The sequence below is a fragment of the Nostoc sp. genome, assembly GCF_036917935.1.
Lineage (GTDB): Bacteria > Cyanobacteriota > Cyanobacteriia > Cyanobacteriales > Nostocaceae > Nostoc.
Genome location: NZ_JBALEL010000046.1, coordinates 1 through 26,438, shown reverse-complemented (window position 1 = coordinate 26,438; position 26,438 = coordinate 1). Strand labels below are relative to the sequence as shown.

The 26,438-nt window shown below is 41.7% G+C and carries 26 protein-coding genes and 3 pseudogenes; 11 read left to right on the top strand and 18 right to left on the bottom strand.

The window, feature by feature from the left end; genetic code table 11:
* Positions 1-148 precede the first annotated feature (148 nt).
* The 3 genes from gatC to V7K62_RS19405 all read right to left on the bottom strand — a co-directional run bounded on the left by gatC (position 149) and on the right by V7K62_RS19405 (position 2,118).
* The gene (gene gatC / locus V7K62_RS19415; RefSeq protein WP_334866826.1) at positions 149-439 is read right to left on the bottom strand and encodes an Asp-tRNA(Asn)/Glu-tRNA(Gln) amidotransferase subunit GatC; all 291 of its coding nucleotides are present in this window, start codon (positions 437-439) and stop codon (positions 149-151) included.
* 75 nt (positions 440-514) lie between these two features.
* Positions 515-1,036: a photosystem I assembly protein Ycf3 gene (locus V7K62_RS19410; RefSeq protein WP_334866824.1), complete on the bottom strand. Its 522-nt coding sequence runs from the start codon at positions 1,034-1,036 to the stop codon at positions 515-517.
* A 380-nt stretch (positions 1,037-1,416) separates the two neighbouring features.
* On the bottom strand, positions 1,417-2,118 hold the full coding sequence (locus V7K62_RS19405; RefSeq protein ID WP_334866822.1) for an SOS response-associated peptidase: 702 nt from the start codon (positions 2,116-2,118) through the stop codon (positions 1,417-1,419).
* Between the two features lie 198 nt (positions 2,119-2,316).
* Between V7K62_RS19405 and V7K62_RS19400 the strand changes: the two genes are divergently transcribed.
* Positions 2,317-2,928, top strand: coding sequence for a glutathione S-transferase family protein (locus tag V7K62_RS19400; RefSeq protein WP_334866820.1), 612 nt, complete (start codon positions 2,317-2,319; stop codon positions 2,926-2,928).
* Positions 2,929-3,051: 123 nt separating this feature from the next.
* On the opposite strand, the gene V7K62_RS19395 is transcribed toward V7K62_RS19400, so the two are convergent.
* Together V7K62_RS19395 and V7K62_RS19390 are read right to left on the bottom strand one after the other, a co-directional pair.
* Positions 3,052-3,279, bottom strand: coding sequence for a DUF167 domain-containing protein (locus V7K62_RS19395; protein WP_334866818.1), 228 nt, complete (start codon positions 3,277-3,279; stop codon positions 3,052-3,054).
* On the bottom strand, positions 3,257-3,673 hold the full coding sequence (locus tag V7K62_RS19390; RefSeq protein WP_334866816.1) for a ribosomal maturation YjgA family protein: 417 nt from the start codon (positions 3,671-3,673) through the stop codon (positions 3,257-3,259). Before V7K62_RS19390 ends, V7K62_RS19395 begins: the two co-directional genes overlap by 23 nt.
* A 1,050-nt stretch (positions 3,674-4,723) precedes the next feature.
* On the opposite strand from V7K62_RS19390, the gene V7K62_RS19385 reads away from it, so the two are divergent.
* The gene (locus V7K62_RS19385; RefSeq protein WP_334866814.1) at positions 4,724-6,517 is read left to right on the top strand and encodes a DVUA0089 family protein; all 1,794 of its coding nucleotides are present in this window, start codon (positions 4,724-4,726) and stop codon (positions 6,515-6,517) included.
* 83 nt (positions 6,518-6,600) lie between these two features.
* A complete protein-coding gene (locus V7K62_RS19380; protein ID WP_334866812.1) occupies positions 6,601-6,795 on the top strand; it encodes a hypothetical protein in 195 nt (64 codons plus the stop codon).
* A 107-nt stretch (positions 6,796-6,902) separates the two neighbouring features.
* On the opposite strand, the gene ilvN is transcribed toward V7K62_RS19380, so the two are convergent.
* Positions 6,903-7,421: an acetolactate synthase small subunit gene (gene ilvN / locus V7K62_RS19375; RefSeq protein WP_012408560.1), complete on the bottom strand. Its 519-nt coding sequence runs from the start codon at positions 7,419-7,421 to the stop codon at positions 6,903-6,905.
* A gap of 271 nt (positions 7,422-7,692) precedes the next feature.
* Between ilvN and V7K62_RS19370 the strand changes: the two genes are divergently transcribed.
* A complete protein-coding gene (locus tag V7K62_RS19370) occupies positions 7,693-8,058 on the top strand; it encodes a phospholipid-binding protein (RefSeq protein WP_334866810.1) in 366 nt (121 codons plus the stop codon).
* Positions 8,059-8,093: 35 nt separating this feature from the next.
* Here the strand turns inward: V7K62_RS19370 and V7K62_RS19365 are convergent, their stop codons facing one another.
* Together V7K62_RS19365 and bioU are read right to left on the bottom strand one after the other, a co-directional pair.
* Complete coding sequence (locus V7K62_RS19365; protein ID WP_334866808.1) at positions 8,094-9,068, bottom strand: alpha/beta fold hydrolase; 975 nt, start codon at positions 9,066-9,068, stop codon at positions 8,094-8,096.
* A 161-nt stretch (positions 9,069-9,229) separates the two neighbouring features.
* Positions 9,230-10,249, bottom strand: a complete 1,020-nt coding sequence (gene bioU / locus V7K62_RS19360; protein WP_334866806.1) for a (S)-8-amino-7-oxononanoate synthase BioU — start codon at positions 10,247-10,249, stop codon at positions 9,230-9,232.
* Positions 10,250-10,456: 207 nt separating this feature from the next.
* On the opposite strand from bioU, the gene V7K62_RS19355 reads away from it, so the two are divergent.
* Positions 10,457-10,651 (top strand): hypothetical protein, encoded by a 195-nt coding sequence (locus tag V7K62_RS19355; protein ID WP_334866804.1) that lies wholly within the window; start codon positions 10,457-10,459, stop codon positions 10,649-10,651.
* A gap of 166 nt (positions 10,652-10,817) precedes the next feature.
* Here V7K62_RS19355 and gloA2 read toward each other — a convergent pair whose 3' ends face one another.
* The 3 genes from gloA2 to V7K62_RS19340 form a co-directional block, all read right to left on the bottom strand.
* Positions 10,818-11,204, bottom strand: coding sequence for an SMU1112c/YaeR family gloxylase I-like metalloprotein (gloA2, locus tag V7K62_RS19350; protein ID WP_334866802.1), 387 nt, complete (start codon positions 11,202-11,204; stop codon positions 10,818-10,820).
* An 85-nt stretch (positions 11,205-11,289) separates the two neighbouring features.
* The gene (locus tag V7K62_RS19345) at positions 11,290-11,817 is read right to left on the bottom strand and encodes a PEP-CTERM sorting domain-containing protein (protein WP_334866799.1); all 528 of its coding nucleotides are present in this window, start codon (positions 11,815-11,817) and stop codon (positions 11,290-11,292) included.
* Between the two features lie 95 nt (positions 11,818-11,912).
* On the bottom strand, positions 11,913-14,936 hold the full coding sequence (locus V7K62_RS19340) for a beta-propeller fold lactonase family protein (protein WP_334866797.1): 3,024 nt from the start codon (positions 14,934-14,936) through the stop codon (positions 11,913-11,915).
* A 480-nt stretch (positions 14,937-15,416) separates the two neighbouring features.
* Between V7K62_RS19340 and V7K62_RS19335 the strand changes: the two genes are divergently transcribed.
* Complete coding sequence (locus tag V7K62_RS19335; protein ID WP_334866795.1) at positions 15,417-16,856, top strand: esterase-like activity of phytase family protein; 1,440 nt, start codon at positions 15,417-15,419, stop codon at positions 16,854-16,856.
* Positions 16,857-17,319: 463 nt separating this feature from the next.
* On the opposite strand, the gene V7K62_RS19330 is transcribed toward V7K62_RS19335, so the two are convergent.
* Positions 17,320-17,526, bottom strand: coding sequence for a hypothetical protein (locus V7K62_RS19330; protein WP_334866793.1), 207 nt, complete (start codon positions 17,524-17,526; stop codon positions 17,320-17,322).
* Positions 17,527-17,541: 15 nt separating this feature from the next.
* On the opposite strand from V7K62_RS19330, the gene V7K62_RS19325 reads away from it, so the two are divergent.
* From V7K62_RS19325 to yidD, 4 genes and pseudogenes are all read left to right on the top strand, one after another.
* A complete protein-coding gene (locus V7K62_RS19325; protein ID WP_334866791.1) occupies positions 17,542-17,691 on the top strand; it encodes a hypothetical protein in 150 nt (49 codons plus the stop codon).
* Between the two features lie 330 nt (positions 17,692-18,021).
* On the top strand, positions 18,022-18,723 hold the full coding sequence (locus tag V7K62_RS19320; RefSeq protein WP_334866789.1) for a class I SAM-dependent methyltransferase: 702 nt from the start codon (positions 18,022-18,024) through the stop codon (positions 18,721-18,723).
* A gap of 214 nt (positions 18,724-18,937) precedes the next feature.
* A pseudogene (locus tag V7K62_RS19315) lies at positions 18,938-19,198 on the top strand (DUF433 domain-containing protein); the annotation flags it as partial.
* A gap of 225 nt (positions 19,199-19,423) precedes the next feature.
* Positions 19,424-19,825: a membrane protein insertion efficiency factor YidD gene (gene yidD / locus V7K62_RS19310; protein ID WP_334866787.1), complete on the top strand. Its 402-nt coding sequence runs from the start codon at positions 19,424-19,426 to the stop codon at positions 19,823-19,825.
* 91 nt (positions 19,826-19,916) lie between these two features.
* On the opposite strand, the pseudogene V7K62_RS19305 reads toward yidD, so the two are convergent.
* The 6 genes and pseudogenes from V7K62_RS19305 to V7K62_RS19280 all read right to left on the bottom strand — a co-directional run.
* Positions 19,917-20,125 (bottom strand): annotated as a pseudogene (locus V7K62_RS19305) (hypothetical protein); the annotation flags it as partial.
* A gap of 18 nt (positions 20,126-20,143) precedes the next feature.
* Positions 20,144-20,539, bottom strand: a complete 396-nt coding sequence (locus V7K62_RS19300; protein ID WP_334866785.1) for a type II toxin-antitoxin system VapC family toxin — start codon at positions 20,537-20,539, stop codon at positions 20,144-20,146.
* Positions 20,536-20,736: a hypothetical protein gene (locus V7K62_RS19295; protein WP_334866783.1), complete on the bottom strand. Its 201-nt coding sequence runs from the start codon at positions 20,734-20,736 to the stop codon at positions 20,536-20,538. The genes V7K62_RS19300 and V7K62_RS19295 overlap by 4 nt, the downstream gene beginning before the upstream one ends.
* Positions 20,737-20,925: 189 nt before the next feature.
* On the bottom strand, positions 20,926-22,206 hold the full coding sequence (locus V7K62_RS19290; protein ID WP_334866780.1) for a vWA domain-containing protein: 1,281 nt from the start codon (positions 22,204-22,206) through the stop codon (positions 20,926-20,928).
* Positions 22,203-23,459, bottom strand: coding sequence for a vWA domain-containing protein (locus V7K62_RS19285; protein ID WP_334866778.1), 1,257 nt, complete (start codon positions 23,457-23,459; stop codon positions 22,203-22,205). Before V7K62_RS19285 ends, V7K62_RS19290 begins: the two co-directional genes overlap by 4 nt.
* Before the next feature lie 145 nt (positions 23,460-23,604).
* Complete coding sequence (locus V7K62_RS19280) at positions 23,605-24,825, bottom strand: RNA-guided endonuclease InsQ/TnpB family protein (protein WP_334866846.1); 1,221 nt, start codon at positions 24,823-24,825, stop codon at positions 23,605-23,607.
* Between the two features lie 426 nt (positions 24,826-25,251).
* Between V7K62_RS19280 and V7K62_RS19275 the strand changes: the two are divergent.
* A pseudogene (locus V7K62_RS19275) lies at positions 25,252-26,386 on the top strand (RNA-guided endonuclease InsQ/TnpB family protein).
* Positions 26,387-26,438 lie beyond the last annotated feature (52 nt).

The following is a 26,438-nucleotide window of genomic DNA, read 5'->3' as shown; positions in this document are numbered from 1 at the left end:
GAAGCTATGCCGTTGGCGGTTGGCAAAGCCTCTCGTAGAGAAGAGAAGGCTTTACGCGGCGCTATCGTCAATCTAAAATCCTTGAGCCAAGTAACCTTATGGTCTCTTTCAATCCAAAATTGCAAATCTAAAATCCAAAATTGTTTGACTATTCAGCATTGAGGATTTTTGGTACTTTGAAAAATTCACCTTCCTGTTCAGGCGCACCGTTGAGAATACTTTCCCGGTCAGGATAGGGTTGCAATTCATCCTCTCGTGTGATGTTGCTGACATCAATTGCCCGTGTTGTTGGTAGCACATTACTGACATCAAGTTCATTCAGTTGTTCGATATAGTCCAGAATGCTTCCCAACTGGATAGTGAATTGTTCCTCTTCTTCTGGAGTCAATTCTAAACGAGCAAGATTAGCTACCTTGTGAACTTGTTCTTGGTCAATCATATTTTTTAGTTGGGAGTTAGCAGTGAGGAGTTAGGAGTTAGGAGTGAATAAATCATAATTCCTAACTCATCACTTTTAGAAAAATACGTCAATTTGCGATCGCCCGGTGGTTTTCAGCCAGTTTTGGGCTTCAATGTAGTTATTGGGAGCCATGCGAATAGCGCGAATCCAATAGTCTGCTGCTTGGTCAAAAAGTGCTTCGCCAGCCTCGTTATCTCCAGCTTCTTTTTCTTTTTCGCCTTGGTAGTGATAAATCACAGCGATGTTGTTCAAGGCTTGCGGCATACGTGGGTTTAACTCAATTGCCCTGTGATATAGTTCTAAAGCCTTGTTGTGGTCGCCATTGCTGGCATATATTAGCCCCATATTGTAGAAAATATAGCCGCGATCGTTGGTATCTTCCTCTAGTGTTAGAGCTTCTTCATAGTATTCTAATGCCTCAGCATATTCCCCTTCCGCTTGGGCCGACATACCATCTCGATAATAAACAAACGCTTCTTTAGCTTTCTTATTGGTTGGCAGGATCTTCAGAATGATATCCGCCATCACTGTAAAGGATTTGTCAATAAAATTATCGTTTTTTTGTGTTCTTGGCATATTTGTCTCTGGGTATTGGGTATTGGGGATTGGGGAAGGTGGGGCCCCCTCTGGGGATAAGGGGTATTGGGTATTGGGGAAGGTGGGGCCCCCTCTGGGGATAAGGGGTAAGGGGTATTGGGTATTGGGCAATTCAATTTTGGATTTTAAATTTTAAATTTTGGATCAAATTTCAATCTAAAATCCAAAATCTAAAATCTAAAATTCTTGCTCCCCCTCCTCCCTCATCTCCCCAATCTCCTAGTTCACTCAATAGACCTCTTGCAAAAGTCCCAAACACCCGACCCCCAACCCCTCCCCGCAAGCGGCGAGGGGAGCGTTTGCGTAAGCAAATGCGGGGTGGGGTTCTTAATTTTTGATTTATGCAAGAAGTCTAATAGCTAATTTAACTGATTTGCGGGGGCATTCTTCTCACTCAGGGGTACGATACATTCTGAACTTTTATGTCGAGAGTTGTTTACCAAGGTGCTAACTGGATATGCAGTCATTGCTGACACTGGATAGGGACGCAATACCTGCTGTAGGGTTTGGGGCGTTTGCACTTGGGAATCTAGCCATAAATCGTAATCTTCTGGCTCCAGAATCACTGGCATCCGCTCGTGGATGGGTTGGAGCAATTCGTTAGCTGCCGTTGTCAAAATTGTACAAGAGATTATTTCTTCGTTAGCAGGCGATCGCCATTTCTCCCACAAACCGGCAAAACCGAAGGGTTGCCCATCTTGGAGACGAAAATAAAATGGCTGTTTCTTACCTTGTTGGCGTTGCCATTCATAAAAGCCATCAGCTAGCACTAAACAGCGTCTGTGCTTAAAAGCCGAACGAAAAGCGGGTTTTTCAGCAACAGTTTCGGCCCTAGCGTTAATCAGCTTTGCCCCCATTCCTGCATCTTTCGCCCATGACGGAATTAACCCCCAATGCAACTGCTTAAATTCCCGCTTTTCGCTTTCGGGATTTTGTAACACTGTTGCCACCATTTGCGTAGGCGCAATGTTATATTCGGCTGCCAAATCGGGAACTAAATCGACATGGAAAACTTCAGACAATCCTTCTGCCGACTGGTTTAGAGTAAATCTTCCACACATACTTTTATTCTCGACCACTAACTAAATTAAACATCTCAATCTAGAAACAAATCATCTTCTTTTTTATTTTCTAGAATAATTTCTGTAGTACGCTCAGATGCTAAATACAAAAAAAATATCCGGTTTGGGGAAAATCTTTTGGTAAAATATTGTATTTTGAACCTTCACTTATCAACATATTGCTAACTGTATTGTAACATGGAACTACTGCATTTGTACGATTTTTTACCTTCTGGTCATGGTTATAAGATACGTCTTTTATTGACACAACTAGGTATGCCTTTTGAGAGGATAGAGCTTAACATCTTGAAAGGCGAGACTCGAACACCAGAATTTTTAAGTAAAAATCCTAACGGTAAGATACCTGTTCTGGAAATCGAACCAGGGAAATATTTGGCAGAATCAAATGCCATATTGGTGTATCTGAGTGAAGGTACAGAGTTTTTACCTTATGACCGCTTTTTACGAGCGCAGGTGTTGCAATGGTTATGTTTTGAACAATATAGCCACGAACCTTTTATTGCTACATCACGATTTTGGATTTCTATTTTAGATAAAACTGAAGAATATAGTGAAGCCATCAAGCAAAAACGTCAACTAGGTTATGCAGCACTTAACTTGATGGACAAACACTTAACTTCTCAAGCTTTTTTTGTAGGAGAGCGTTACACGATTGCTGATATCGCCTTGTTCGCTTACACTCATGTAGCTGATGAAGGTGGGTTCGATTTGACACAATTTCCTGCTATTCAAGCTTGGATAGAAAGAGTCAAAACTCAACCAAGGTATATCAGTATTACACAGGCATAAAAATTAGATTTTGCGAGTTTATGTCTCTCGTTTCTTGGCTCTAGTAGAAGATGTACTGGGTGGGACATAGCATCACATTCACGAGGCAGCAGAATCTTCAAAAAAGGTGTTATTAAGCAGCAACTAAATATCTGTATCGATTTCTATCAGCTTTTGCCGAGAGGACAAACCTAACTTAATTCTGATATGAGATTTGGGTAGATCAAATTTATCTGCTAGTAGTTTAATTAACTCTTCATTAGCCTTACCATCAACTGGGGGGGATTTTAAATACACAGTCAGACTACCATCAGGTTGTTCTTCAATTTTTTGTTGTTTTGAATTAGGTTTAACTTTGACTTTTTTTTGCATAACCTATTCCGTATAATTGTCGCAGCCACAACCAACCTAAAACAGAACCCAATACATAATGAGGAAAATCCCACCAAACAAAGGTCGTACCAAGTAACAATTTACCTATCAAGGTGGCGCGAATTTCCTCTAATAGTGGCGGATGCCAAAGTTGCAAGAATTCTAGTATACAGGTGATGACAAAAACCCATATAGGAATTTGGATTACCGCCGCCCGACTTCTGAAAAACCAAAATGCGAACAGACACCAAAATATTTCATAAAATACAGCGGCTCCGTAGTCATTAAACCAGTGATGGGCAGGGCCGTTATAATACTTAAACAAAAAGCCCATTGGTACAACGATGAGTACAGAAAGAATAATAAATATTGTTTGGTTACGGTATCGAAGCATTTTCTATAGACTAGAGACTAAGCAAAATTTTAGCAGCCGAACCACTATAAGTTGCTGCTGGGTACTGGGGAAGAAAATATGAGTAAGATTTGGTTGGGGTCTGAACCCCATTTAAATTTTCAAGAGTCCCCAGTTTAAAGTCATCTGGTTTGGCTTCAGTCTAGGCTGTTGACTTTGTGCCTTTTTAGGCGTTTTCGTTCATGCAGTTTCTGTATCGTTAACTAACTCTGAAAGTAATGAATCGTATACAGAAAAACAACCTTTGGCGTTCCGATACTATTGCATATTTACTGTTATAAAAGCTCCATTTATCCCCTTTTCGTGCTGGGTTGTGGTCAGTGGCGATCGCTGTCATACTTGCTCTACTAAAGAAACCATATAAAATTTATGTAAAGTTTAAGTGTTATTAAGCGTAAAAATCCTCTAGATAATATATTAGTTTAACTTATCTATTTAAAAATTATTTCTTTAATAGATAAGTATTTTTTAATTTAAAATAACACTTTTTTAAACAAAAAAATTATATTGAAACCTAACTTAATGATAATACCCCATTGAGCCAAAAAGCTGGCAACATTAACCAAATAAATCAGTAAATTGGAAAAAATATTTAATTTAAGGTTTAAAAAGATATATCAATGTATTATGAATCGTATTTATGAAGATTTTGAAGATTTGGTAAAGAAGTTTGTGTAACCTTGTACTTCATGATAATTAAATAATTACAGCGTGGGTTCAAAAAGTTGGGAAAAAACCAAAATATTTGACCTAATTACTTAATCATTTGCGTAATCAATTAATGGATTCTTAGGAAATAAATTATCTAATTTTGTAGAGTAGGCGTCTCGCTCGCTCGCAATCAAATGCGGGCTTTTTGGGTCAGCCTACAATAAGTTGTTGGATATTTTTTTCTTTAGAAGTTCCTAAGCAAATAATTAGTGTTTTCTTCTTTTAGATTACGCAAATGGCAAGTAATTTCAATTGAACTGATGAATAGTTCTTTGGCTGAGGCGGAACTTACGTATTAGTGAAAAATTCAAGAGAGATAATATGGCTTTTATTTTCGGCACTACAGGGCCTGATACAAGAAATGGGACTTCGGGAAATGACACCATAGTTGGTTGGGCTAGTGGTGGTAATGCCAATAGTACCTCCGGTAACGATACCTTGAATGGTTTGGCCGGTAACGATTCCCTCGCAGGTGGGACGGCAAACGACAGTCTAAACGGTGGAGATGGCAATGATATACTTGATGGGGGCACAGGAAACGACACTCTAAAAGGTGGTGCAGGCAGTGACACCTTTAAAGGTAGTCAGGGTAACGACAGCATTGATGGTGGAGATGGCATTGATACCGCAGACTACAGTCAACTAGGTCAAATCACCTTGTCAGGTGTCGGAACCATTCAAAAAGCTGGGGGATTGGGAAAAGACCAACTCTTTAAAGTAGAAAAGGTTATTGCTAATGCTAAGGTTGCCAATAACACTATAGATGGATCTCAATCTTTGGCTGGGGTATCTATCAGCGTTAACCTGCAAACCCAAAGTTTGGCTGCCAATAACGTTCCTGGTTTGGGAAGATTGTCATTTACCGCAATCAACTTTGATAATGTCATCGGCACAAATGGAAATGACAGCATTGCTGGCGACAACCAAAATAACCAATTATCCGGTAATAAGGGCAATGACACAATTGATGGCGGCTTAGGTATTGATACTTTGAATGGGGGAGCCGGTGACGATACTTACCTCGTTGACACTACTCTTGATACCATTACAGAGGCTGCGAATTCAGGCATAGATACCGTCCGGTCTTCTGTCAATTACACACTAGGAGCCAATCTAGAGAACCTGAGGCTGAGAGAAGGTGGTAACATTACCGGGACAGGTAACAGTTTTAACAACTTCCTGTTTGGTAATACTTCTAATAACACTCTAAATGGAAGAGTCGGCAATGACACGCTAGACGGTAATGATGGCAATGATATCCTCAATGGTGAGGACGGCAATGATAGCCTACAAGGCGGGCCCGGCAATGACATACTCAATGGGGGATCTGGAAACGATATCCTCATCGGTACTTTTCCTGGTAGTCAGCTTCCACCTGGATTAGGGGAAACTGATACCTTAACTGGCGGAACTGGGGCAGATAGATTTATTCTGGGGGACGCTGTAAATATTTTCTACGACGATAACAACACCGCAAATCCTGGTTTTGGGGACTACGCTACTATTACTGACTTCGACTCTAGCCAAGATCGAATTGAACTCAAAGGATCTTTACAGGACTACCGCCTGCAAGTTGTTGGAAGCAACACACGAATCTTCTCAAACAAACCGGGAGCAGAACCAGATGAGATCATCGGTATTGCGCTGGGGAAAAACAATCTCAGACTTGATAGTAATGACTTTCTTTTCTTTGAGGGGGAAAATGCTGGAGAAAGTACAAACAACACACTGGCCACCGCTGAAGGGTTAGGTTCTTTATCATCAGGCTCAAACATTAATCTTTCAGCCCAGATTGCCACAGTTCAACCGGGGGACAATCCCGATTCCGACTTTTTTACATTTTCTGTAGCAAATCCCGGAACTGTCACTATTAACACAGCAACATCGGGAGATACAATTCTCGGACTGTTTGACAATATTGGGATTGGGAATTTACTGCAAAGTAACGACGATAGTGGCGGCAGCAATTCGTCATTAATCACTAGGTTCTTGGATGCAGGTACGTACTACATTTCAGTGAGTAAATTTCCTTCCTTCCCTGAAGATGGCGGAACTTTCTCTGGTAGCAGCTCTGGTTCTGATTTTTCTTATACACTAGGTGTCAGTTTTGGATAAGAACGTTGTCAACTTAAGAAAGTACTAACATCAGAAGGCAGATTCAAGGATACTTTTGCTCCTGACTAGGGGAACACGGCAACGTGTTCTCCTTTATCCGACAAGAGACTATTCAAAAAACCAGCATTGATGTCGAAGGTGACAGACTCAGTTTTGCGCTCATTCAAGGGGTGGTTTACGCCAATGTCACGATGATGGATGAATATCTGCCAGGGATTATGTGTGTGATCTATGGTAATGTCTCACCAGAAGAAGCGATCGCCAAAATAGAAGGGTAGTTGGATATTTGTTTTTTTGCTAGTCCCTAAGCAGAAGTCATAGTAACAATTGCCACTATGACTTCTGCTGTGGTTGAGTATTTCTGAGTCTTGATTTAAATTCCCAACTAAACCTTTGCTTCCAAAGATTTGAGTAACTCGGTATTCACACCCGACTCACGAGTCAGGGCAATTTTGCCAGTGCGGGCGATTTCTCTCAAACCAAATTTTTGCAACACTTGCACGATCGCTACCATTTTACCTGGATCTCCCACAACTTCTAAGGTGAGAGAATCTTCCGCCACGTCCACGACTCGCGCCCGGAAAATCTGAGACAATTCGATCACTTCTGAGCGATTGCTGCTACTAGCATTCACCTTCAAAAGCATCAATTCCCGCTCGACACAAGGGGTTTCGGTAATATCCTGGACTTTTAGGACATTGACTAACTTGTACAGTTGCTTGGTGAGTTGCTCGATGACGCGATCGTCACCAGGGACAACCATTGTAATTCGGGAGACTCCTCCTTGTTCAGCAGGGCCAACAGCAAGGCTTTCAATATTAAAGCCGCGACGCGCAAATAAACCAGAAATGCGGGAAAGAACACCCGCCTCATCTTCTACGAGAACTGAAAGGGTATGTTTCATCTTCGCCAACAGAGGCTAGAGCAGGAATTGAGTAACGCAGACACTAGCAAAGGGCAACGCTAGACCTACTACCGCACTAAATTTTCAGTGCGACCTCCTATTGTAAACTTAAGCGTTGCACTCATTGCATTCTCAATCGATAAATTCTCTAGAAATCATACTGCAAGCAAGAATTTCATTGAATATATATCTTTTCATTGACAGATGCAACATTTGTTGTAAAGCTTTTATACTCAGATTTGATAAGCCTCTAATTAGGAGAAAAGTTTTTATGGGTTGGTTACAAAGATTGTTTGGCATGGAAAAACCTCAAAATGCAGAAGTAAATCCGGCTCCACAGGCTGTACAGCAAGCTCCTAGTAGTGATGTCGCTACTGCTACGCAATCAACACCCCCAGAACGTCTGGGATTAAGCGGAGAATATGACCAAAGTGGTTTAGCCAAGCGGGTAGCGTTGGCATTTGATGAAGACCCCGATCTCGACGATGTTAATACCCTTTGGGTTGCTCAAACAGGTAGCACTGTGGTGTTGAAAGGTAAAGTCCCCAGTCAGGAAATTCTCAATAAGATGAATTCTGTGGCGCGTTCAGTGAATGGTGCTACAGATGTTGATACTAGCCAAGCGACGATTGGCTAGGTACTGCTGATGCGATCGCTCTCATTGCATAATATTTAGGGAATAACCAACGGTTGGCGATGCCTGCGGGGGGCTTCTCTACGAGAGGCGACGCCAACGCCTACGCCAACCCATCTCTCAATCCAATCTAAAATCGCTTGGTTAACTTGTTCTGGACATTCATCATGGGGACAATGCCCGACATCCTCCAGATTCAGCAGTTCTAACTTCTCATTATATTGGGCAAATTGGCTAGCCAAGGCTGGCGGAACAAACCGGTCTTTTTGTCCCCAAATTAAAAGCATGGGAATTGTTAAGGTTGGTAATACTGTCTTGACACTAGGACTAAAATTAATTCCGATCGCAGCTTTGAATAAAGCACTAAACGCCCTCGCAGAACCCCGGTCTAGGGGAGGCCCTGCTAAAATTTCGATCAGTTCATCGGTAATTGCCTCTGGGTTAGCGTAGGCAAGACGTGCCCAGCGACGCAGCACCCCAGGACGGCGCACGAAGTTAAATACAGGTTTAAGTATCAACGGCGAAGCAACAACATTTTTAATTGCTGTGACGAGTGGGCGCAGCACAGGAGGAATTGCTTCTTGTTCTAATGACGGGTCAGGTAAACTCATCATCACCATACCCCGCACCATATCGGGGTGGGTGGCGGCGGCGGCCATAGATATCAGTGAACCGTTGGAATTGCCTATTAATATTGCTGGTTGACGGATAAATGTTTTCCAGAAATCGTAAACTTGTTCAACCCAGAGTTCGATGCTGTAATTAGCTGCGGCTTTTTCAGAAGCGCCAAAACCCAACATATCTATGGCGTAAACTGTGTGATGCTCACTCAACACCTCTAAATTATGTCGCCAATGACCAATGGAAGCGCCAAAGCCATGTAACAGAATTAGCGGTGTTGTATTGTGGTGATTTTGGCTGGGGCGAATGTAAGTGTAGCGGGTTTGCCAGCCGCGCCAAATCCAATCCCTTTGATTACCAACCCTTTCCTGCCAGTGTACCGTAGTGGTCACACTTACCTCCGATTTATCAGCACTGAAATCCTATTATAAGACCTCTGATTTATCAGCACTGAAATCCTATTATAAGAATTGGGGATTGGGCATGGGGATTGGGGATTGGGGATTGGTTATTGGTTATTCCCAGTCCCTAGTCCCTAGTCCCCAGTCCCTATTTATCTAACAAATTTAGGCATAATTTCGGCAGCAGTGAATATTCCATAAATGCCGCGTTGGTGCAATTGTCTACCAGCTTTGAGATAGCCGAAAGCAGGACCACAGACATTGGCTGCCATGCTGGTTTCATCTCCCAGAGTAAAGGTATGGGTGGAAATCTTTCCTTCAAAGGTACGTCCTGTTACCTTAACATTGGTGCTGAGAGGCTTTTTGGAATTGCGGGTATCGACTACACCACCAACTGTAACGCGATCGCGCCCTACTATCCCCGCTACTTCTAACATCACATCATCAGCGTGTTCCATATTTGTCAAGGTAAGCACGCCATTAGTTTTATCTAGTAGTGCTTCTACTTCTGCGTCAGTCATCGCCCTTGCAGTTTCTACTGTGTAACCAGGGATATGACCTATATCTTCCCGAACAGTGGCGCGGTAAGCTTCCCAGTTAGCAATTCCCACCCCAAAGGTAATTTCAACTTGATGAATTTCAGCGAAGCTTTGGGCGGCTAATGCTGCTGCTGCTGTTAACAGTCCAGGGGTAGCACCACATCCTGTCATGTAGGTAATCCCGGCGGCTTGCAGTTCCTCCTTCATCGCTAGGAGTTGTTCTACAGCAGTGGTGCGTTTAATCGCATCTACTAGTACCCCACGCCAACCAGATTTGATAAACTCCTTAGCGACATTAGGAATAAAGTCATTAGGTAGGTTAGGTAAAGCCAAAAAATACCCATCTACTTCAGCTATTTCGATTAAATCCTGAATACTTTGATTTGTTAATGTACCAATTGGCTCTAAATAACCCACCGAACCTTGGGACTGATAGGTTGCAATGGATTCTTCAGTATTTAAACCGTCATTAGCATAAACGTAGCCTTTTTGATCTGCTGCGGCGACTAAAATCATTTCTCGTTTGCCAGCAACTACCTTGGCGGCTGCTTGTCCGAGTCCACCGAAACCCAATACTCCCACACGTATCGCTGGCGAAATATTTAGAGAATTTTTGATTTGTTCAGAATTCATAGTCAATTCGTTAAGTTGAATCAAAAGCCTTGAGTATTAGGCATCTCAGCTTCCGGCTGGTAACTGGTGGCTGATGGCTGATAACTCAAAGCTATAGAGATTAATTATGATTCATTATCCTGGATTCTTTGGCTGGATATTGCAGATATTTATCTCTTAGCGATCGATTTTGAGTTTTTTGACTGGGAATATACCAGATTTACAGCAATGGCCGCAACTGGCAACCTAGAAGAAACCTTAAGGATAGTGACTGGTTTTGTCCAAGGTGAGTTCAGAATGGCTAAAGGTAGAAGTGTGTGTACTGATAACGCTAAACTTGTGAAATTAAGGGATGCAGAAACTGGCGATTCTTTTGGTAGAAGTGTTTACTGTCCGCCAAACAACCAGATAAATTTTATCTAGTAATATTTGACTTGTGCAGAAGAAGATTTAGAAGTGTAAGCATAGTTTATAAATATAGAAATTTTGGCAGCACGAAGCCTTAATTAGACTGATGCCTAAGCGTCGCTCATCGTAGACATCGCTTCATTATCTATAGTGATAATAAGTTTGCCTGTCAGCAGTAATTTTAACGCTCATAAATTTCTAATGGTAAATTGTCTGGGTCTTTAAAGAAAGTATATTTTTTACCTGTAATTTCATCAACTCTGATATTTTCTATCTCTAACCCTTTTGATTTTAAATAAAAAACAGTTTCCTCTACATCATCAACTTGAAAAGCAAGATGTCTTAAACCACAAGACTCTGGTTTACTAGGTCGTTCTGGAGGATTGGGGAAAGAGAATAGTTCGATTTGAGTATTTTCTGCAACTTTTAAATCTAATTTATAAGAATTTCTGGCGGCGCGAAAAGTCTCTTGAATAATCGAAAAGCCTAAAGTTTCGACATAGAATTTTTTGGAGCGATCGTAGTCAGAACAAATAACCGCTACATGATGAATACCAGTGATTTTCATTGGAGTTTTGCTTATTTTTAGTACAATTATTAAGAGAGTGTACGTAGGTGGGAACCCAACCACATTACACCCTCTTAAGTCGAGGTTAAGCTTTAATGTTTTTGATTGATCTTACCTTTCTTTTCATGAACAAGCCAATAGTGCCAAGAAGAAGTGTGCTACCTAAAGTACTAGGTTCAGGTACTTGTCGATAAGAAACTATACCGGAATCGGAAGTTTCGGAGGAGACAGAAAATAATGTTCCAGCAATTTCGTAACTTTTGTCAGGATTAGCTTTGTCAAGGAAGCTGTACAGCAATCCAATAGGTGCGTTATCTGCTAAGGATACAGTTGGAAATGCAACGGGATAATCTGGATATTCAACATCATCAGTTGCGGTATAAATATTGGGGTCATTATCGAATTGAAAACTTAGCGCTTGAACAGGCGCTACTGGGATATTATCATTACTGAAAGTTGCGTCATCAAAGCTAAATAGACCGTTACCTTTAGCTGTAGAACTATCAACATTGAACGCATAATTAATAATTACAGCCGATGCAGATTTAGTGGTTAAGGTAGTTAAACCCAGAATCAGACTAGTAGCGATCGCTAATTGTGGAAACAATTTCATTTCAATTTTCCTGTTGCATTAGATAAATAAACTATTTAAACCCTGTAGAGACGTAGCAGTGGTACATCTCTACATTTTCACCAGACACCTAATACTTACTTCTTAGCGCCAGTAGAGTTATTCGTTTGACTCAATTGCCAATCCTTTAGAAGTTGAGCGCGGTTTGGCCGTAAGTTTTTACCGTTACGTTTTTCAGGATAAGGAATATTACCGCCCTTAATTCCTGCCCAGACAATTTCGTTGAATTCTTCTGCATCCACGTTATCTTCACCGATAAAATTGAACCCCTTGGTCATAGCAGCCCACCATTTTGCATCATTTAGAATGGGTATAGCTGCTGTATTTTCAACATTGGGGTCTTGGCAAGCTGGTACTAGTTTCGGATCTACAGATTGAGCACACAAGTTACCTGGCACAATAGCTGTGTAAGGCTCAAAGTTTGGTTGTCTTGTGAAGGCATCTGACATTGGTTGAGCATTAGCATCAGTAATTGCCAAATAGTTAATGTTTAACAAATCCTCCATTGTCCGCAATATATTAATGGTGTTGTAGTTAGTGCTAACGAGCACACCCCGTTTTGTATAGGGCGAAATAACGTAGGCTAAGGAACGGTGGGAATCAACGTGATCTGGCCCATTTTGAGAATCATCTTCAATGATGAAAATTGCTGTTTCTTTCCACTCCGGTAGATGAGAAATTTTCTCTACCAACTTGCCAATAGCATAGTCATTATCTGCCATTTGCAGTTCAGGAGTATTTAGTCCAAACAAAGCAGTGCCAAAGGAACCAAAATGATCGTGAGATAAACGCACAAGCATTAAATTGGGTAATCCATTTTGCTGAAGATCCCTTTGCCATTCGTTGTACAAATAAATATCGGCATTATTTTGATCGAATGAGCGGAAGTAAAGATCGGTTTTATCCAACAATGCAGTTTTAGTAACGGGAGCTTGAGGAATCTTGTCAGCGTAAGGGGTTGGGGAGATGGGGATATAAGCTGGGTTTTTCGGATCGGGTTTGGTTGGATCAGTTTGGCTAGTGGTGTAAGGAATTCCGTTATCAACGAAGAAACCGTAATTGCGTACAGTCTTGCCAGCACGTAGCGCCGTATCCCACAGATAACCACCAATGGCATCCGGCTTGAGATTACCATCTCCTTCGGGAGCATCAACATCCCTGTTTCCAGGTAATATGGAAGACTGCCCAGAAGGATCTAAAACTCCTGTTATACGGGTATTGATTGGCGAGTTATTCGAGGAAGTTTGCGGTAGTCCAAGACTGATATTCCGATTTGTACCTTCGTAATCGTAGGTTAAGCCGTTAAAGCCAGCGTTACCGTAAAGAACTGATTGAGTTTTTTCGGTGTAGTCTGTAGTACGACCGTAAGTAGACCAGTTCCAACCTACTCCACTGGATTCGCCACTGTCGTAGAAGTTATCAAAAGTTGCAAAGCCAAGGGACAGCTTGTGATGGTTAGGTGAAATTTTGTATGGAAACAAGGTAAGTGATGGGTCGCCATTACCGATAGGTAAGTCACCGAGTACCTGGTCGTAGGTACGGTTTTCTTTAACTATGTAGATAACGTGCTTAATTTTGCCTTGTAAATACCTCATTATCCGGTCAGGACGACGATTATAAAAACCGTTGTTTTTGTCTACCTGCGTTGAAAGCATAGCCAAAGTACTGCTACTTGGCACTGGAATAATTGAGATCCCAGCTTTTTCTAAAGCCCAGGTGTAATCGTTTTTAAAATTAGTGTTACGTGCAAGTCCAGCTGGTGTCGTTCGACTGTTTGACGGGTTGGGGCCGGAATTACTTTTAGCATTGACAACGTAAAGTCTTTGACCATCTCGGCTGACACTTACAGAATTTGGATACCAGCCAGTGGGGATGCGTCCATTCACCTGACCAGCTTGCAAGTCCACAACAGCGATCGCATTCTCGCCGCCTAGAGTAACATAAAGTGTTCGTCCATCTGGACTGAGAGTTAAAGAGTTGGGATTGCCACCTTTGTATTTATCACCAGGGCGAGACAGAGAGATGGTTTGAACAACCCGATTATTATTTGTATCAATGACTGAAATCGAGTCATCATTACCATTAGCTACGTATAGTCGATTTTGATCGGCTGAAAGCAGTACTTTGTTTGGCTGGCTACCTATTGGTATACGGGTGATTTGTCCAGAAGTAATGCTAACAGCAACTACTTCGTTATCGCGCTGGCTACTAATGAAAACTTTAGCTGCTTGACCATTTTCTGTACTTTTGATAGCGACATCAAAAGGAAATTCACCGGTTGCTATTTTATCGCCTGCCCTAAAGAACTTAATTTCTTTAGTTACCTTACGGGTAGGATTGTCAACGATTGATATAGAGTCATTCTCAAAGTTTGCAGCCACTAAGGTCTTGTCATCCTGACTAACTGCAATACCCGCTACAACCGCTCCTGTACTCACAGCCTTAGCTGGTGTATCCTTCAACAAACCACCATCGTATTTAGGGAAGGGGGCAGTTTGGTTAGAATTGTGACCTAATAAAATAAAGGGGGCATCTGGTACGTACTGACTACCATTAGATGCATAAACATACACGCGATCGTCAATTCCGCCTGAGACAAAGAAACGTGAGCCATCTTTAGCCCAAGCCAAACCGTTATAGGTATTAGGAATATTAATTTGTTGTTTTTTAACTAACTTACCGCTACTGACATCATAGACAAAAACCCATTCTGCTTTTGGGGTTGTTGTACCACTTGGCTTGCCAGTTAACGGGTCTAATACAGGATAAGTGAAAGTACTACCTGTATTTTCATCCTTGAAGTTTTGGTTATAGCCACTAGTAAGCACCAGTAAAGTTTTTCCATCAGGGCTGAGGGCTGTACTTACGGCTTCAGCAGCATCAGCATTATTATCTGTACGCAAACCAGTTCCTAAAGGTGCAAACGTCGAGCCTGGTACTGCTGCAGGCGTGATGATTTGACCTGTAGGTAGCAAAGCTGCTCCACTCTCTGAGTTACCAACGGGTCTGGTAGTTCCAGCGCTAGCTGATTGGATACTTGCACTCAAGCTACTTACCAGCAAAAGACTTAATAGATACCCTTGGTTTCTACTAGTTTTCATGCAATTTTTCTATAATAGGGATAACCATAACTATTCAAGTACAGATGTTTATGGTTGATGATTAAGCCATGAGTAATTTTTGGTTATATTTTGGTAGTGGCAAATTTTATCTAGTTAAGTTTTGTTTAAAACCTTGTTTCTTTTTTGATGTTGCTGAGTGGAAATATCGAAATCCAGTTTTATTTCTGAAGTTTATAAAATTAGTTGCTAATATTTTGAATTTTGAATTTTACTTTTGAATTGTAATTATTTAATTTTTCTATTTTAGACTTTATCTTTACCATTTTTTATATATAACGTGGTTTTTATTTGTCTCTCACTAGCAGATTTTGAATGCTACTAAGAGAGTTTTATACAAACTTTAATATTTTTGCTTAATCTAAGCTTAACTTTCATTTAACCACTGGTAATGGATACTAAAAAAGTAAAAAAACTGACAATATTTTTTAATAAATACTGTCTTTTAGCAATAGAACTGATATGCTCAACAAAAGTCTCATTTTGTCATTGTTGGTGTTATTTGCAATGGCTCCTGCTGCCAATGCAGAGGTTAAATTGATTGCAGTTGGGAGCCTCGATGGTAAGATTGGCGATCGCTCCACCGAAACATCTGCTCCTTTGGAAAACGGCGTTCCAGGAAACCTTTTGGGTGGTCTAGGGTCGGGACTAGCTTACGCTGGCAATAATACCTTTATTGGTATCCCAGACCGAGGTCCAAATGCAGTGGCATACAACAGCGCTGTGAGTGATACAGCATCCTATATTAACCGCTTCCAAACTATCAAACTGAAACTCGTACCAAGCAATGGTTCATCAACCTTGCCTTTCACCCTTACCCCTCGCTTAATTGACACAACTCTGTTATTTAGCAAAGAGCCTCTTTACTACGGAAATGGTGCAGGATTGAATCTACCTAACGGTGCCCCACTACCTAACGGTGCCCCAGCCTTAAATACCAAGAATAAAAACTATTTCACTGGACGCTCGGACAACTTTGACCCCACCCAAATCTCCACATATTCTAACAATGCGCGTTTCGATCCTGAAGGGGTGCGTGTATCCAATAGTGGAGAGCAGATATTTATCTCGGATGAATACGGCCCTTATGTATATCAATTCAACCGCAATACAGGTAAGCGTATCAAAGTGTTTAACCTACCTAGCAAGTTTGCAATCAGCAACTTGAGTCCTGTTAGTGATACAGAGATCAATGGTAACACCTCCGGTCGGGTTGCGAACAAAGGCATGGAAGGACTTGCAATTACCCCCGACGGCAAGACCCTATTTGGTATTTTGCAAAGTCCTTTGCTCCAAGACGGTGGCACTAGTGGTGCTTACACCAGAATTGTCAAGATTGACATAGAAACAGGTGCTACTCAGGAATACGTCTATCAGCTAGATAATATTGGTACGGCGGCTAAACCGAAGTATCCCACCGTCAGCGAGATTTTGGCCATTAGCGATCGCCAATTCCTAGTAGATGAACGCGATGGCAAAGGTTTGGGCGACGGCTCTAAGGCTGCTTTCAAGAAGATTTACCATATCGATCTGACAAATGCTCAAGAAGTAAGCAATATCACTGGGGAAAGCAACCTTGTTGGCAAGGCGGTTAGTAAGAGCCTGTTTCTCGACGTGGTGCTTGCACTAACTCAATACGGCATCAAAGAAGAGGACATTCCAGCCAAGCTTGAAGGTTTGGCTTTCGGAAAAGATGTGAAGATCAACGGAGTGGTAAAGCATACATTATTCATCGCTAATGACAACGATTTTCTTGGTACTTTAGCGGCGGATACCAATCATTCGACAAGTGTTGACAACCCAAACAAGTTTTTCGTTTTTGCGGTTGACAGTACCGATCTGCCGGGTTTTGTCCCGCAGAAGATCAAAGGAGAAGACGAGGATAGCAGAGGTGATGATTGATATTTGGTTCATTTGATATTTAATAGACATCTCCGAAAAAGAACGTAGAGACGTAGCAGTGCTACGTCTCTACAAGGGTTCTGGGTAACGCATATTTAATTTCACCAGATGTCTAATCATTAGAAACTGTTGCCCCGTCAGGGATTACCACTCTCTGCGGCAGCATTGCTACGTGATGCAGGTATTGCAAAATCTCATACATGGAATCAGCAACGCCCTCAATTGGATTGTTTGCTGCGAAGCTTTTGGTTGTGAGCGATCGCTTTATATTGAAATAATCTGGATTTCCGTTACTCGGTGCATTGGTTTGGTTGGCTTTTCAGTAGTGATCAGTTGATCGGCTTTAATTTGCAGAGCAGCCGCCACATGAAGTGCATCCATCGCAGCTAAACCGTAAGTACAGGCAATTTGATCAGCATTCTGTAAAATTTGCTCTAAGTCAGTTGCCCAGTGGATGACAGCACTAAAAAATGTTTCGTAAAATTCTGCAACGCCCTTGTTGCTTGTTAAAAGTTGCTTTAGGCAAGACTTCTAACTGAACGAAGCGACTTGAGGCAAACTCCAGATTTTCATCGTTAAGAATTTGATGAGCTACAATGCTGATTGACTGAATGCCACAGAAAGCGCTGATCAGTACACCAGAGTCTATGTAGGTCTTTTTGCGACTCACGGAATCCACCGCGCCGTGCAGCAAGTTCAAGTTCAATTTCGTCAACGTTTAGAAGTTGCAATCCAGCAGCGATCGCTCGTTGTCGGATTGACCATAATTTTTTGGCTAAGGGTGTTTGTGGCAGAAAATCAGATTTGGGGGGTGTTGTTTATGACTCCGATTTAAGTAGTTCAACGAACTCCAAAACTTTTTGTTGCTTTTCGGGTGTGAGTTCTCGCCAGTGTTCAAGTAGTTCAACTTCATTACCCATAAGTACTTTGCTATTGAATGATTTTTCTATTTTAGTGGCAGAAGCCTTATTTACTGTGCCTTGCTATAAAATTTTGCTTGGAGTAGAATCGTTTCTGATCAACATAAGCGGTCTAATTTTGCTAAGAGTAAGAATAAATCTTAAGAATGTATAATTGCTCTCGCTCCCAGCCTAGCTATAGCGCAATATCTATAATACTTAGGGTATTCCGAACTTTCCCACAATTGTTAGTAATGTCAGTTTTTATGTTTGAACAACAAAGAGAAAATATACAGCTTCATGTTAAACAGTTAGCTACCGAAGCTTTACAAAAATCAGAACCATCGGCATGGTTTGAAGTTTTATATGCCGAAGCTCAAGGTGATACAACACAAATTCCTTGGGCAAAGTTAGCTCCTCACTCTTATCTACAAGATTGGTTGACGAATCATCAACCGTTCACTTCTGGACAAAAGGCGCTAGTTATTGGTTGTGGCTTGGGGGATGATGCACAAGCTTTAGCTCATCTGGGATTTGAGGTAACTGCTTTTGATATTTCCCCCACGGCTATTGCTTGGTGTAAGCAGCGATTTCCCAATTCGACTGTCAACTATGTAGTTGCAGATTTGTTAGCAATTCCCCCACAATGGCATCTTGGGTTTGACTTTGTTTTTGAATGTCGTAATATTCAATCTCTGCCGTTGAATGTGCGTTCTTCAGTTATTTCTTCAGTTGCCTTTGTCGTTGCTCCTGGTGGCACACTTTTGCTAATTACTCGTGTTCGGGACACAGAAGTTGAACCTTCTGGGCCACCTTGGCCATTATCAGACTCGGAACTCAAACAGGTTGAAAGTTTGGGATTACAGCAAGTAGAAAAACTTGAGTTTTTAGAATCTCAGCAAATTGAGGTTAAGCAAATGCGGATTGAATATCAAAGGCATAATTCTTTGACATCCTCTGAGCGCTAACGCTGATTCTTCTGACTAAGTAATAAATGCTGCTTAATCCCCATTGCTGAGATCCGGTTATTTACCTTTATCCAATCTACTAGAATCTCTGGTATTTATCTCTGTAACTGCTTTATCTAAAGAGAAGCATTGTGTTTTCATCTGCGATCGCCCCGTGGTCGATTACGATTTTTGTAAGGAGGTAGGGTTACTTCCATGAAATAGCAATCCCAATCGCATGAATGGACAGCCCTCTATTCGTAATCTTCGGCTTACCGTTCGTCGAGTGATTGAGTTATTAGCTACCTACCCTAATCGAGAAGAACTGCGCCAGGAGTTTCCCGAATTAGAAGATGAAGATATTCAGCAAGCCTTAATTTTTGCATTGTCCTACTTGAGCGATCGCATCATAGAACTACCTAACCGCTATGAAGCCGTTACAGTTGAGCCAAGCCGTATTCGTATCCATCGTTTACCGTTGTTGTCTGATGTCTAACTTTTGACATATTTAACTTAACGCAATATAAAATTAATTAAATTGTCTCGTAGTAAGGGCTTTAGCCCTGAAGCCCTTACTACAAACCTTTAATTATTCACGCCTACTTACTTAGACAACAATTAGCAGCTTAGAAAACTTAAAAAAATAACTAATTTTTAAGTTTGTTTTGGGAATCATAATTCTTAGAACATTGTTCGACTGTGAAAGAATTAAAGTAATGTTATGTATAATTTTGTAACCATAGATTTCGAGCCTGCTATCCGCCATACAATTGCCACTCTAATTTCTCAATACCAAAAATACCTTTCACCCTTGAAGGGGTATTCTTGTCCGCATCGTCTATTCTATGGTAATGAATCTTGCTCTCAATATGTTAAACAGACAATTTTAGAACAAGATTTACGAACTGCTTTGTATATGTCGAGACAAAGATTTAGGCAATGTTCATTAGCTGGTCAACAACTTGTAAGATTAGCTGCTGAGAGCAATGAGTCTTCATGCAATGATTGTTGTTCTAATTCTTGTTTGCAATGTTGTTGCATTGTGCCTAGCTCTTGTGACATTGTGCCTAGCAATGATTTCGGGAAACGCATAATTAATTTCTGGAGATGTCTATTGTTTTAGATTTTTTCAGCGTTCCTAATCAGAGCAAATAATATAATATCTACATAACGAATACCAGTAGGTTGCATAAAAATTACAAATTATCAAAGGGCTATTCTTGTAAAACGGTCTTTGATACAATTCTAGTTTTCTTCAGGTCTGCTTCGGAAAATTCTTCGCCAGCTTGCAGTCGAGTGGCGGAAGTTTGCAACACTGTTGCTGCACCTTTTCTCCAATTTGTAAAGCGGTTTTAGCAGCCGTTTGTAGCATTGTTGCTGCACCAGTGCGATCGCCTTGTTGCAATTTCGCCTCAGCTGACTGGTTTGGCGATACCTTGCTTTACTTGAGGTCGGGAATTACCTGAATCAGTCCAGTCTGGAAGGCTTTGTCGTAGGTGATGACAACTAAACTTTCGAGTTCAGCCTGAGCCATGATCATGCGATCAAAGGGATCTCTGTGGGCGATCGGTAGGCTTCCTGCTCTGAGCGCATGGGCTGTGGTGATGGCAAGTTCGATAAATTTAGCCTGATGCAATATCTGTAAATATTGCTCAACGAGTTGTTTGGCTTCGGGTAGTTTACCCATCCGGTATTTGGTGGCAATTTCCCAAGCGGAAGCACTGCTAACAATGATGCGATGATTTGGGTTGCGAATGATCTCTCGGCAGTCAGTGTGAAGTTTTGGATCGTCAAAGAGCCACCACAGCAGAATATGGGTGTCGATGAGGTAGCTCATTCCCATTGCTGGAGTTCATCTTCTGGCAGTGCTTCAAAGAAAGCATCGCCGAGCTGTCCTTGCAATAAACCAGGGGTGCGAGGTTGTGTACGTTCTTGACTTAAACCTAGTCGAAAGTAGTGAATTAGATCATAAAGTTCTGCTAGTTTGTCTTCAGGGATGTCTTGCAATTCTTGGACAATCTTCTGGATCAGCATAAGTCAAACTCTTGGGTGGTTGTTAATCAATAAGTTAGGAATATGCGACTACTTTGTTGCTCAATTGAGGAATAAAATATTTTTTCTTGCTTTGCGCGGCAGTCGCTTCAAGTCGGGAAACCCGCCCAACGCGCTGCCTTGCCTTGGCACGAAACTTTCATACCATTAATCAGCAACGCTGGATTTTTACTATTCTTGTAAAATTGTCTTTGATACAATCCTAGTTTTCTTGAGGTCTGCTTCGGAAAGTTGTTCTCCAGCTTGCAGACGAGTGGCGGAAGTTTGCAAGACTGTCGCCGCCCCTTTATCTCCGATTTGTAAAGCGGTTTTAGCAGCCGTTTGTAGCATTGTAGCTGCACCAGCGCGATCGCCTTGTTGCAATTTCGCTTCAGCTAACTGAGTTTGGCGATACTTCGCTAATGCTAAAATAGACTGTTGCACCTGGGGATTTAACGCCGGTTGATACGCCCGCACTACATCTGCATACACTGGCACCACAGGCGAAAGTAAACCTTGTTCATTAACCAACGGGTCATCATAACGGATTTGCAGATGCGCGATCGCTTGTTTACCTTCTGGCAATTGTCCCAGATAAATGTTCGCCAAAACTACCCGTTCTACATCCTGCATCAAATCTCCCAAACGCACAGCAAAGCTACCATCAGCTTCCGGTTCTATTGGTAACTCGATTGTGTCTGGGGCAACTTGGGCAATGGGTTTTAATTCTGCTAGTCGGACATTAGGCACTAGAGATAACAACAAGTAGGCATTAGTTAGCCCAATAGACTGAATCCGCCCAAACAGTCGGCTAAACTGATCTACAGCTTGTTCTGGACGTTCAATATGGGCTAAAGTCCCACCACCGACATCAGCAATTTTTTCTAGCAAATCCTGATTCCAGCTATTACCAAATCCGAAAGTGTTGATAGTTAGGTTCAGCTTGGCAGCCTTTTGCGCCAGTTTAAGACAGCGCTTATTGTCATCTCGCCCAATATCCCACTTCCAAATCCGCAAACCGCTTTCACCATGTCCATCCGTCAGCAGGAACGCCTGGGAAACAGCGCCTCTTGTACCCTTCATCAGTTCTGTAATTCCCAATTCCAAACCATCAGCGATGACAGTACCGCCGCTAGCAGTCAGTTTGCTTTTAATTTGAGATTTGATGCTTTCGGGGTCTTCGATCGCTTGGTTGGGAATAATGACTGACGCAGAACCGGAAAAAGCCACAACTGAGATGCGATCGCCTACTTTCAACCGATCTATTAATCCTTCCACTGCCTGGATCACCGTTTTAATTGGTTGTCCATGCATGGAACCACTTCTATCCAAAATCAAGCAGAGATTAAGGGGGAGATTTTGGTCAAACTCACCAGCGATTGCAAAAATCGTCATTGCCAATTGACGTTGGCTACTTGTTTGAGCCACATCAACATTATTGTCATTTAACGCCGATAGCAATTTAACTTTCATTGCGGAGGGGTATCTTGCAAAACTGTTTTGGAGACCATTCTGGTTTTCTTGCGATCGCTTTCAGATAAATCTTGTCCAGCTTGCAACTGAGTAGCAGAGGTTTGTAACACCGTCGCCGCACTTTTATCTCCCATTTGCAGCGCAGTTTTAGCAGCCGTTTGTAACATCGTCGCCGCACCAGAGCGATCGCCCTGTTGCAATTTCGTCTCGGCTAGCTGGGTTTGGCGATACTTAGCTAATGCTAAAATAGAATGCTGCACCTGGGGATTCGGGTCTGCTTGATAATTTTTGACTACATGGGCATAAACTGGGATACTTGGTGTAACTAAACCTACTTTGTTGGCAGATGGGTCATCGTAGCGGACTTGCACATTAGCGATCGCTTGTTCACCTGTTGGCAATTGTCCCAAATAAATATTAGCTAAGATTACCCGTTCCGCATCTTTCATTAAATCTCCCAACCGCACCGCAAAACGTCCATCAGCTTCTTGTTGCAGTGGTAACTCAATTGTGTCTGGGGAAACTTGGGCGATGGGTTTGAGTTCTGCTAACCGGACATTGGGCATTAGAGACAATAACAGATAAGCATTAGTCAATCCCACTGTTTGAATGCGGCTGAACAGGCGATTAAACTCATCCACTGCGTCTTCGGGTTTTTCAATGTAAGATAAAGTACCCAAACCAGCATCAGCAATTTTTTCTAAAACATCTTGGTTCCAGTTGTCACCAAATCCCAAAGTATTTAAAGTTAAATTATAGCTAGCAGCTAATTGGGCGAATTTCAAACAGCGGTTGTTATCACCGTGTTCATTTTCCCCGTCGGTTAACAAAAAGGCTTGGGAAACAGTATCTTTTTTGCCCTTCGCCAACTCCTCAATCCCCAAGCGCAGTCCTTCATCAATTGCAGTTCCACCATCGGCAGCTAGGCGGTTAATTTGCTGCTTGATTTTCTCTGGATTTTCGATACTTTGACTAGGTACTAAGACTTTGGCACGGTGATCGAAAACTACCACACTGAGGCGATCGCCAGGATTGAGTCTATCTACCAGACGAATCGCTGCTTTTTTCACCGTTTCTAGCGATCGCCCATTCATCGAACCACTATGATCGAGAATTAAGCATAAATTCAGGGGTACATGGCGATCTTGAGTCTCTGCGATCGCCGAAATCGAAACTCCCAACTGACGTTGACTGTTCAGTTGATTTGCGTCCAAATTACCATCATTCAAGGCAGGCTGCAAATTAACCTTCATAACTCAAAGTCCCTATTCAGGATATACATATTAATAAATAACTTCAAAGCACTACTTTAGCTCTACGGAAAACTTATCCAACATAAATACACTAATTTGACACTCCCCTGGCTGAATAAGTATCGCTACGCTCACTTATTCGGAATCATGGGGATTCTACATTCACAGACTCGCCGTTAGACGGCAGGCTTGCGCCAACCGCCCAAGAGGGCAAATCTCCTGTAGCGTAAATTCCGGTATGCCCTACCGTACTCAATCCTAATCTTAAAATATTGATGCTAGCATTCAAATCTCTATCCGCCACGTAGTCACAATGAGGGCAAACATGGGTTCTCGTGGACAAAGATTTTTTCACTTTCTCGCCACAGTTAAAACAATTTTGGCTTGTATTATAGGGAGGAACAGCAATGGTTACTTTCCCATATTTATGTCCAAAATATTCTAACCACAAGCGGAAAGTGTACCAACCAGCATCGCTAATAGATTTAGCTAGATGTCGGTTACGTACCAGAGCCTTCACATTCAAATCTTCATAGGCTACCAAATCGTTAGATTGGATGACGGAGTACGCTAATCTTTTGCAATACTCTTTTCGTTGCCTACTTACCCTTAAATGTTTACGGGCATACTTATTTCTAGCTTTGTGGTAATTGTGAGATTGCCGAGCTTTGGCTTTCTTCTTTATCGTGCTAAACTTCTTGGACTTTTTACGATTAGCACGGTTGAAAGCTTTCTCAGACTTGCGGTAAAACTTAGGGGCGGGTTCCACATTCCCTTTACTATCAGCAATGAAATATTTTAACCCTAAATCAATACCAACTACTTCAAAAGTTGGTTTGGATTCAACCCTAACATCAACATCAATCGCAAACTGAGCATAATACCCATCAGCCCGACGTACTAAACCGACTCTTTTTATTTGCTTAATATCGTAGTAGTTTAGATCGTAGGTTCCCTTTAGTTTTAGGGTTCCGATGCCTTTTTTATCTGAGAAAATAATTGCTTTACGATTAGTCGAAAGTTTGTAGCCACTTGTCTTGTACTCAACTGAGCGACAATGTTTTTTAAATTTAGGGAACCCCTTTTTGCCTTTAACTTTCTTCTTGCAGTTATTGTAAAACCGCGCTATCGCCGACCATGCACGTTCAGCAGCAGATTGTCTAGCCATTGAATTAAGTTCATCGGCAAAAGAAAATTCTTCAGCCAATACCGCACAGTATTTATTGAGGTCATATCTACCTATACTTATGTTGTCCATCCAATAACGTAAGCACTTATTTTGGACAAATTGGCTGGTACGAATCGCCTCATCAATAGCCCGATACTGCCTCTCTTTCCCTTTTACCTTAAACTCGTAAACTATCATGGCTCGACCATTATTCACCACAATAGTTATGTTATCACGCTTTACATAAGCTAATTGATCTGTGTAGAAAAATAAAGCGTCACCAAGGCGTAAACGCCTTAAATCATTTTCATCCCTGGCGTCTTCGTGGATGTGATCCGATTAAGAGATGTCTGAAATAAAGTATAACTAAGCAACCTAAAAACTTAACTAGATTGGTTGAGTGCGTAGTCACATCTAATGGTGTAGCAGTTTAGGAAAGCTAGATTTTGATCAGACTTAAAATACAAAAAAATTAATTGAGTACGGTAGGGATACGGTCATTTACTAGAAAAATGGGTAAAAGCCCCGTGCTTCTAGCACGGCTTTATATTGCATTTCCTCAAGATACTTTATAGTCTTATGATGAGTATGCTACAATAAGATAAGCGAAATATAAAGATATCCATGCTAGTTTTTGAGTTCAAAACCTACGGCAAAGCATTGCAATTCCAAGCAATTGATGAAGCAATCCGAACCACTCAGTTTATTCGGAATAAAGCTGTCAGATTGTGGATGGATGGGTTTGCTAAATCTTGGATTGAACTATCACGGCATTGTGCATTGCTAGAAGACAGAGTTCCCCTTTGCGAATAAGCTGAACTCAATGGCTAGACAAGCCGCAGCCGAACGAGCATGGGCTGCTATATCTCGCTTTTACGACAACTGTAAGAAAAAGATATCTGGTAAAAAGGGATTTCCCCAATTCCAGAAAAATTGCCATTCTGTTGAGTACAAAACATCAGGATGGAAACTTGCAGATGATCGTAAATCTATAACTTTCACCGATAAAAACGGTATTGGTAAATTAAAGTTAAAAGGCACTCGTGACCTGCATTTCTACCAAATCAACCAGATAAAACGGGTGAGATTGGTAAAACGTGTGGATGGTGTGTATGCTCAATTCTGTGTTGATGTAGAACGCACAGAATTGAGCATACAACCAACTCATCAGACCGTTGGGCTAGATGTCGGGTTGGAAAGCTTTTATACTGATTCGCTTGGTGAGAAGATTGAAAATCCTCGGTTCTATAGAACTGGGGAGCGGAAAATGAAACGGTCGCAAAGACTTGTTTCTCGGAAAGTTAAAGGTTCTAGCAATAGACGCAAAGCGCGGAATACATTAGGTAGAGTTCACCTCAAAATAACTAGACAGCGTAAAGACTATGCCGTGAAATTGGCAAGGTGCGTAATCACATCAAACGATGTAGTGGTCTACGTTAGCGAAGCGGGGCGCTCTTAGCGCACAGATTTGAGGATTAAGAACATGGTCAAAAATCATTGTTTGGCAAAATCAATCAATGACGCTGGATGGTATCAATTTAGAATCTGGTTAGAGTATTTTGGGAAAGTATTTAAGCGGATTACTATTGCGGTAAATCCTTCATATACAAGTCAAGAATGCTCTAGCTGTGGCGTAATGGTGAAAAAGTCACTATCTACTCGTACCCACGTTTGTCAGTGTGGCAGTAAGTTAGATAGAGATCACAATGCGAGTATAAAGTGCGATTCGTTCAGTCGAAACCGAGCAATCGGAGGATGACTGGCATCTACAGGGTAATCCATAAGGATTGAGTTCGCACTTTAATCCCTTG

Coding starts and splice junctions, on each gene's coding strand:
- ilvN (WP_012408560.1), bottom strand. CDS start 7,421: ATGAAACATACCCTTTCAGTTCTCGTAGAAGATGAGGCGGGTGTTCTT.
- V7K62_RS19285 (WP_334866778.1), bottom strand. CDS start 23,459: ATGAAGGTTAATTTGCAGCCTGCCTTGAATGATGGTAATTTGGACGCA.
- V7K62_RS19405 (WP_334866822.1), bottom strand. CDS start 2,118: ATGTGTGGAAGATTTACTCTAAACCAGTCGGCAGAAGGATTGTCTGAA.
- V7K62_RS19345 (WP_334866799.1), bottom strand. CDS start 11,817: ATGAAATTGTTTCCACAATTAGCGATCGCTACTAGTCTGATTCTGGGT.
- V7K62_RS19355 (WP_334866804.1), top strand. CDS start 10,457: ATGGCCGCAACTGGCAACCTAGAAGAAACCTTAAGGATAGTGACTGGT.
- bioU (WP_334866806.1), bottom strand. CDS start 10,249: ATGAATTCTGAACAAATCAAAAATTCTCTAAATATTTCGCCAGCGATA.
- gatC (WP_334866826.1), bottom strand. CDS start 439: ATGATTGACCAAGAACAAGTTCACAAGGTAGCTAATCTTGCTCGTTTA.
- V7K62_RS19385 (WP_334866814.1), top strand. CDS start 4,724: ATGGCTTTTATTTTCGGCACTACAGGGCCTGATACAAGAAATGGGACT.
- V7K62_RS19335 (WP_334866795.1), top strand. CDS start 15,417: ATGCTCAACAAAAGTCTCATTTTGTCATTGTTGGTGTTATTTGCAATG.
- V7K62_RS19390 (WP_334866816.1), bottom strand. CDS start 3,673: ATGCTTCGATACCGTAACCAAACAATATTTATTATTCTTTCTGTACTC.
- gloA2 (WP_334866802.1), bottom strand. CDS start 11,204: ATGAAAATCACTGGTATTCATCATGTAGCGGTTATTTGTTCTGACTAC.
- V7K62_RS19280 (WP_334866846.1), bottom strand. CDS start 24,825: ATGATAGTTTACGAGTTTAAGGTAAAAGGGAAAGAGAGGCAGTATCGG.
- V7K62_RS19400 (WP_334866820.1), top strand. CDS start 2,317: ATGGAACTACTGCATTTGTACGATTTTTTACCTTCTGGTCATGGTTAT.
- V7K62_RS19295 (WP_334866783.1), bottom strand. CDS start 20,736: ATGCTGATCCAGAAGATTGTCCAAGAATTGCAAGACATCCCTGAAGAC.
- V7K62_RS19340 (WP_334866797.1), bottom strand. CDS start 14,936: ATGAAAACTAGTAGAAACCAAGGGTATCTATTAAGTCTTTTGCTGGTA.
- V7K62_RS19300 (WP_334866785.1), bottom strand. CDS start 20,539: ATGAGCTACCTCATCGACACCCATATTCTGCTGTGGTGGCTCTTTGAC.
- yidD (WP_334866787.1), top strand. CDS start 19,424: ATGTATAATTTTGTAACCATAGATTTCGAGCCTGCTATCCGCCATACA.
- V7K62_RS19395 (WP_334866818.1), bottom strand. CDS start 3,279: ATGCAAAAAAAAGTCAAAGTTAAACCTAATTCAAAACAACAAAAAATT.
- V7K62_RS19410 (WP_334866824.1), bottom strand. CDS start 1,036: ATGCCAAGAACACAAAAAAACGATAATTTTATTGACAAATCCTTTACA.
- V7K62_RS19290 (WP_334866780.1), bottom strand. CDS start 22,206: ATGAAAGTTAAATTGCTATCGGCGTTAAATGACAATAATGTTGATGTG.
- V7K62_RS19370 (WP_334866810.1), top strand. CDS start 7,693: ATGGGTTGGTTACAAAGATTGTTTGGCATGGAAAAACCTCAAAATGCA.
- V7K62_RS19320 (WP_334866789.1), top strand. CDS start 18,022: ATGTTTGAACAACAAAGAGAAAATATACAGCTTCATGTTAAACAGTTA.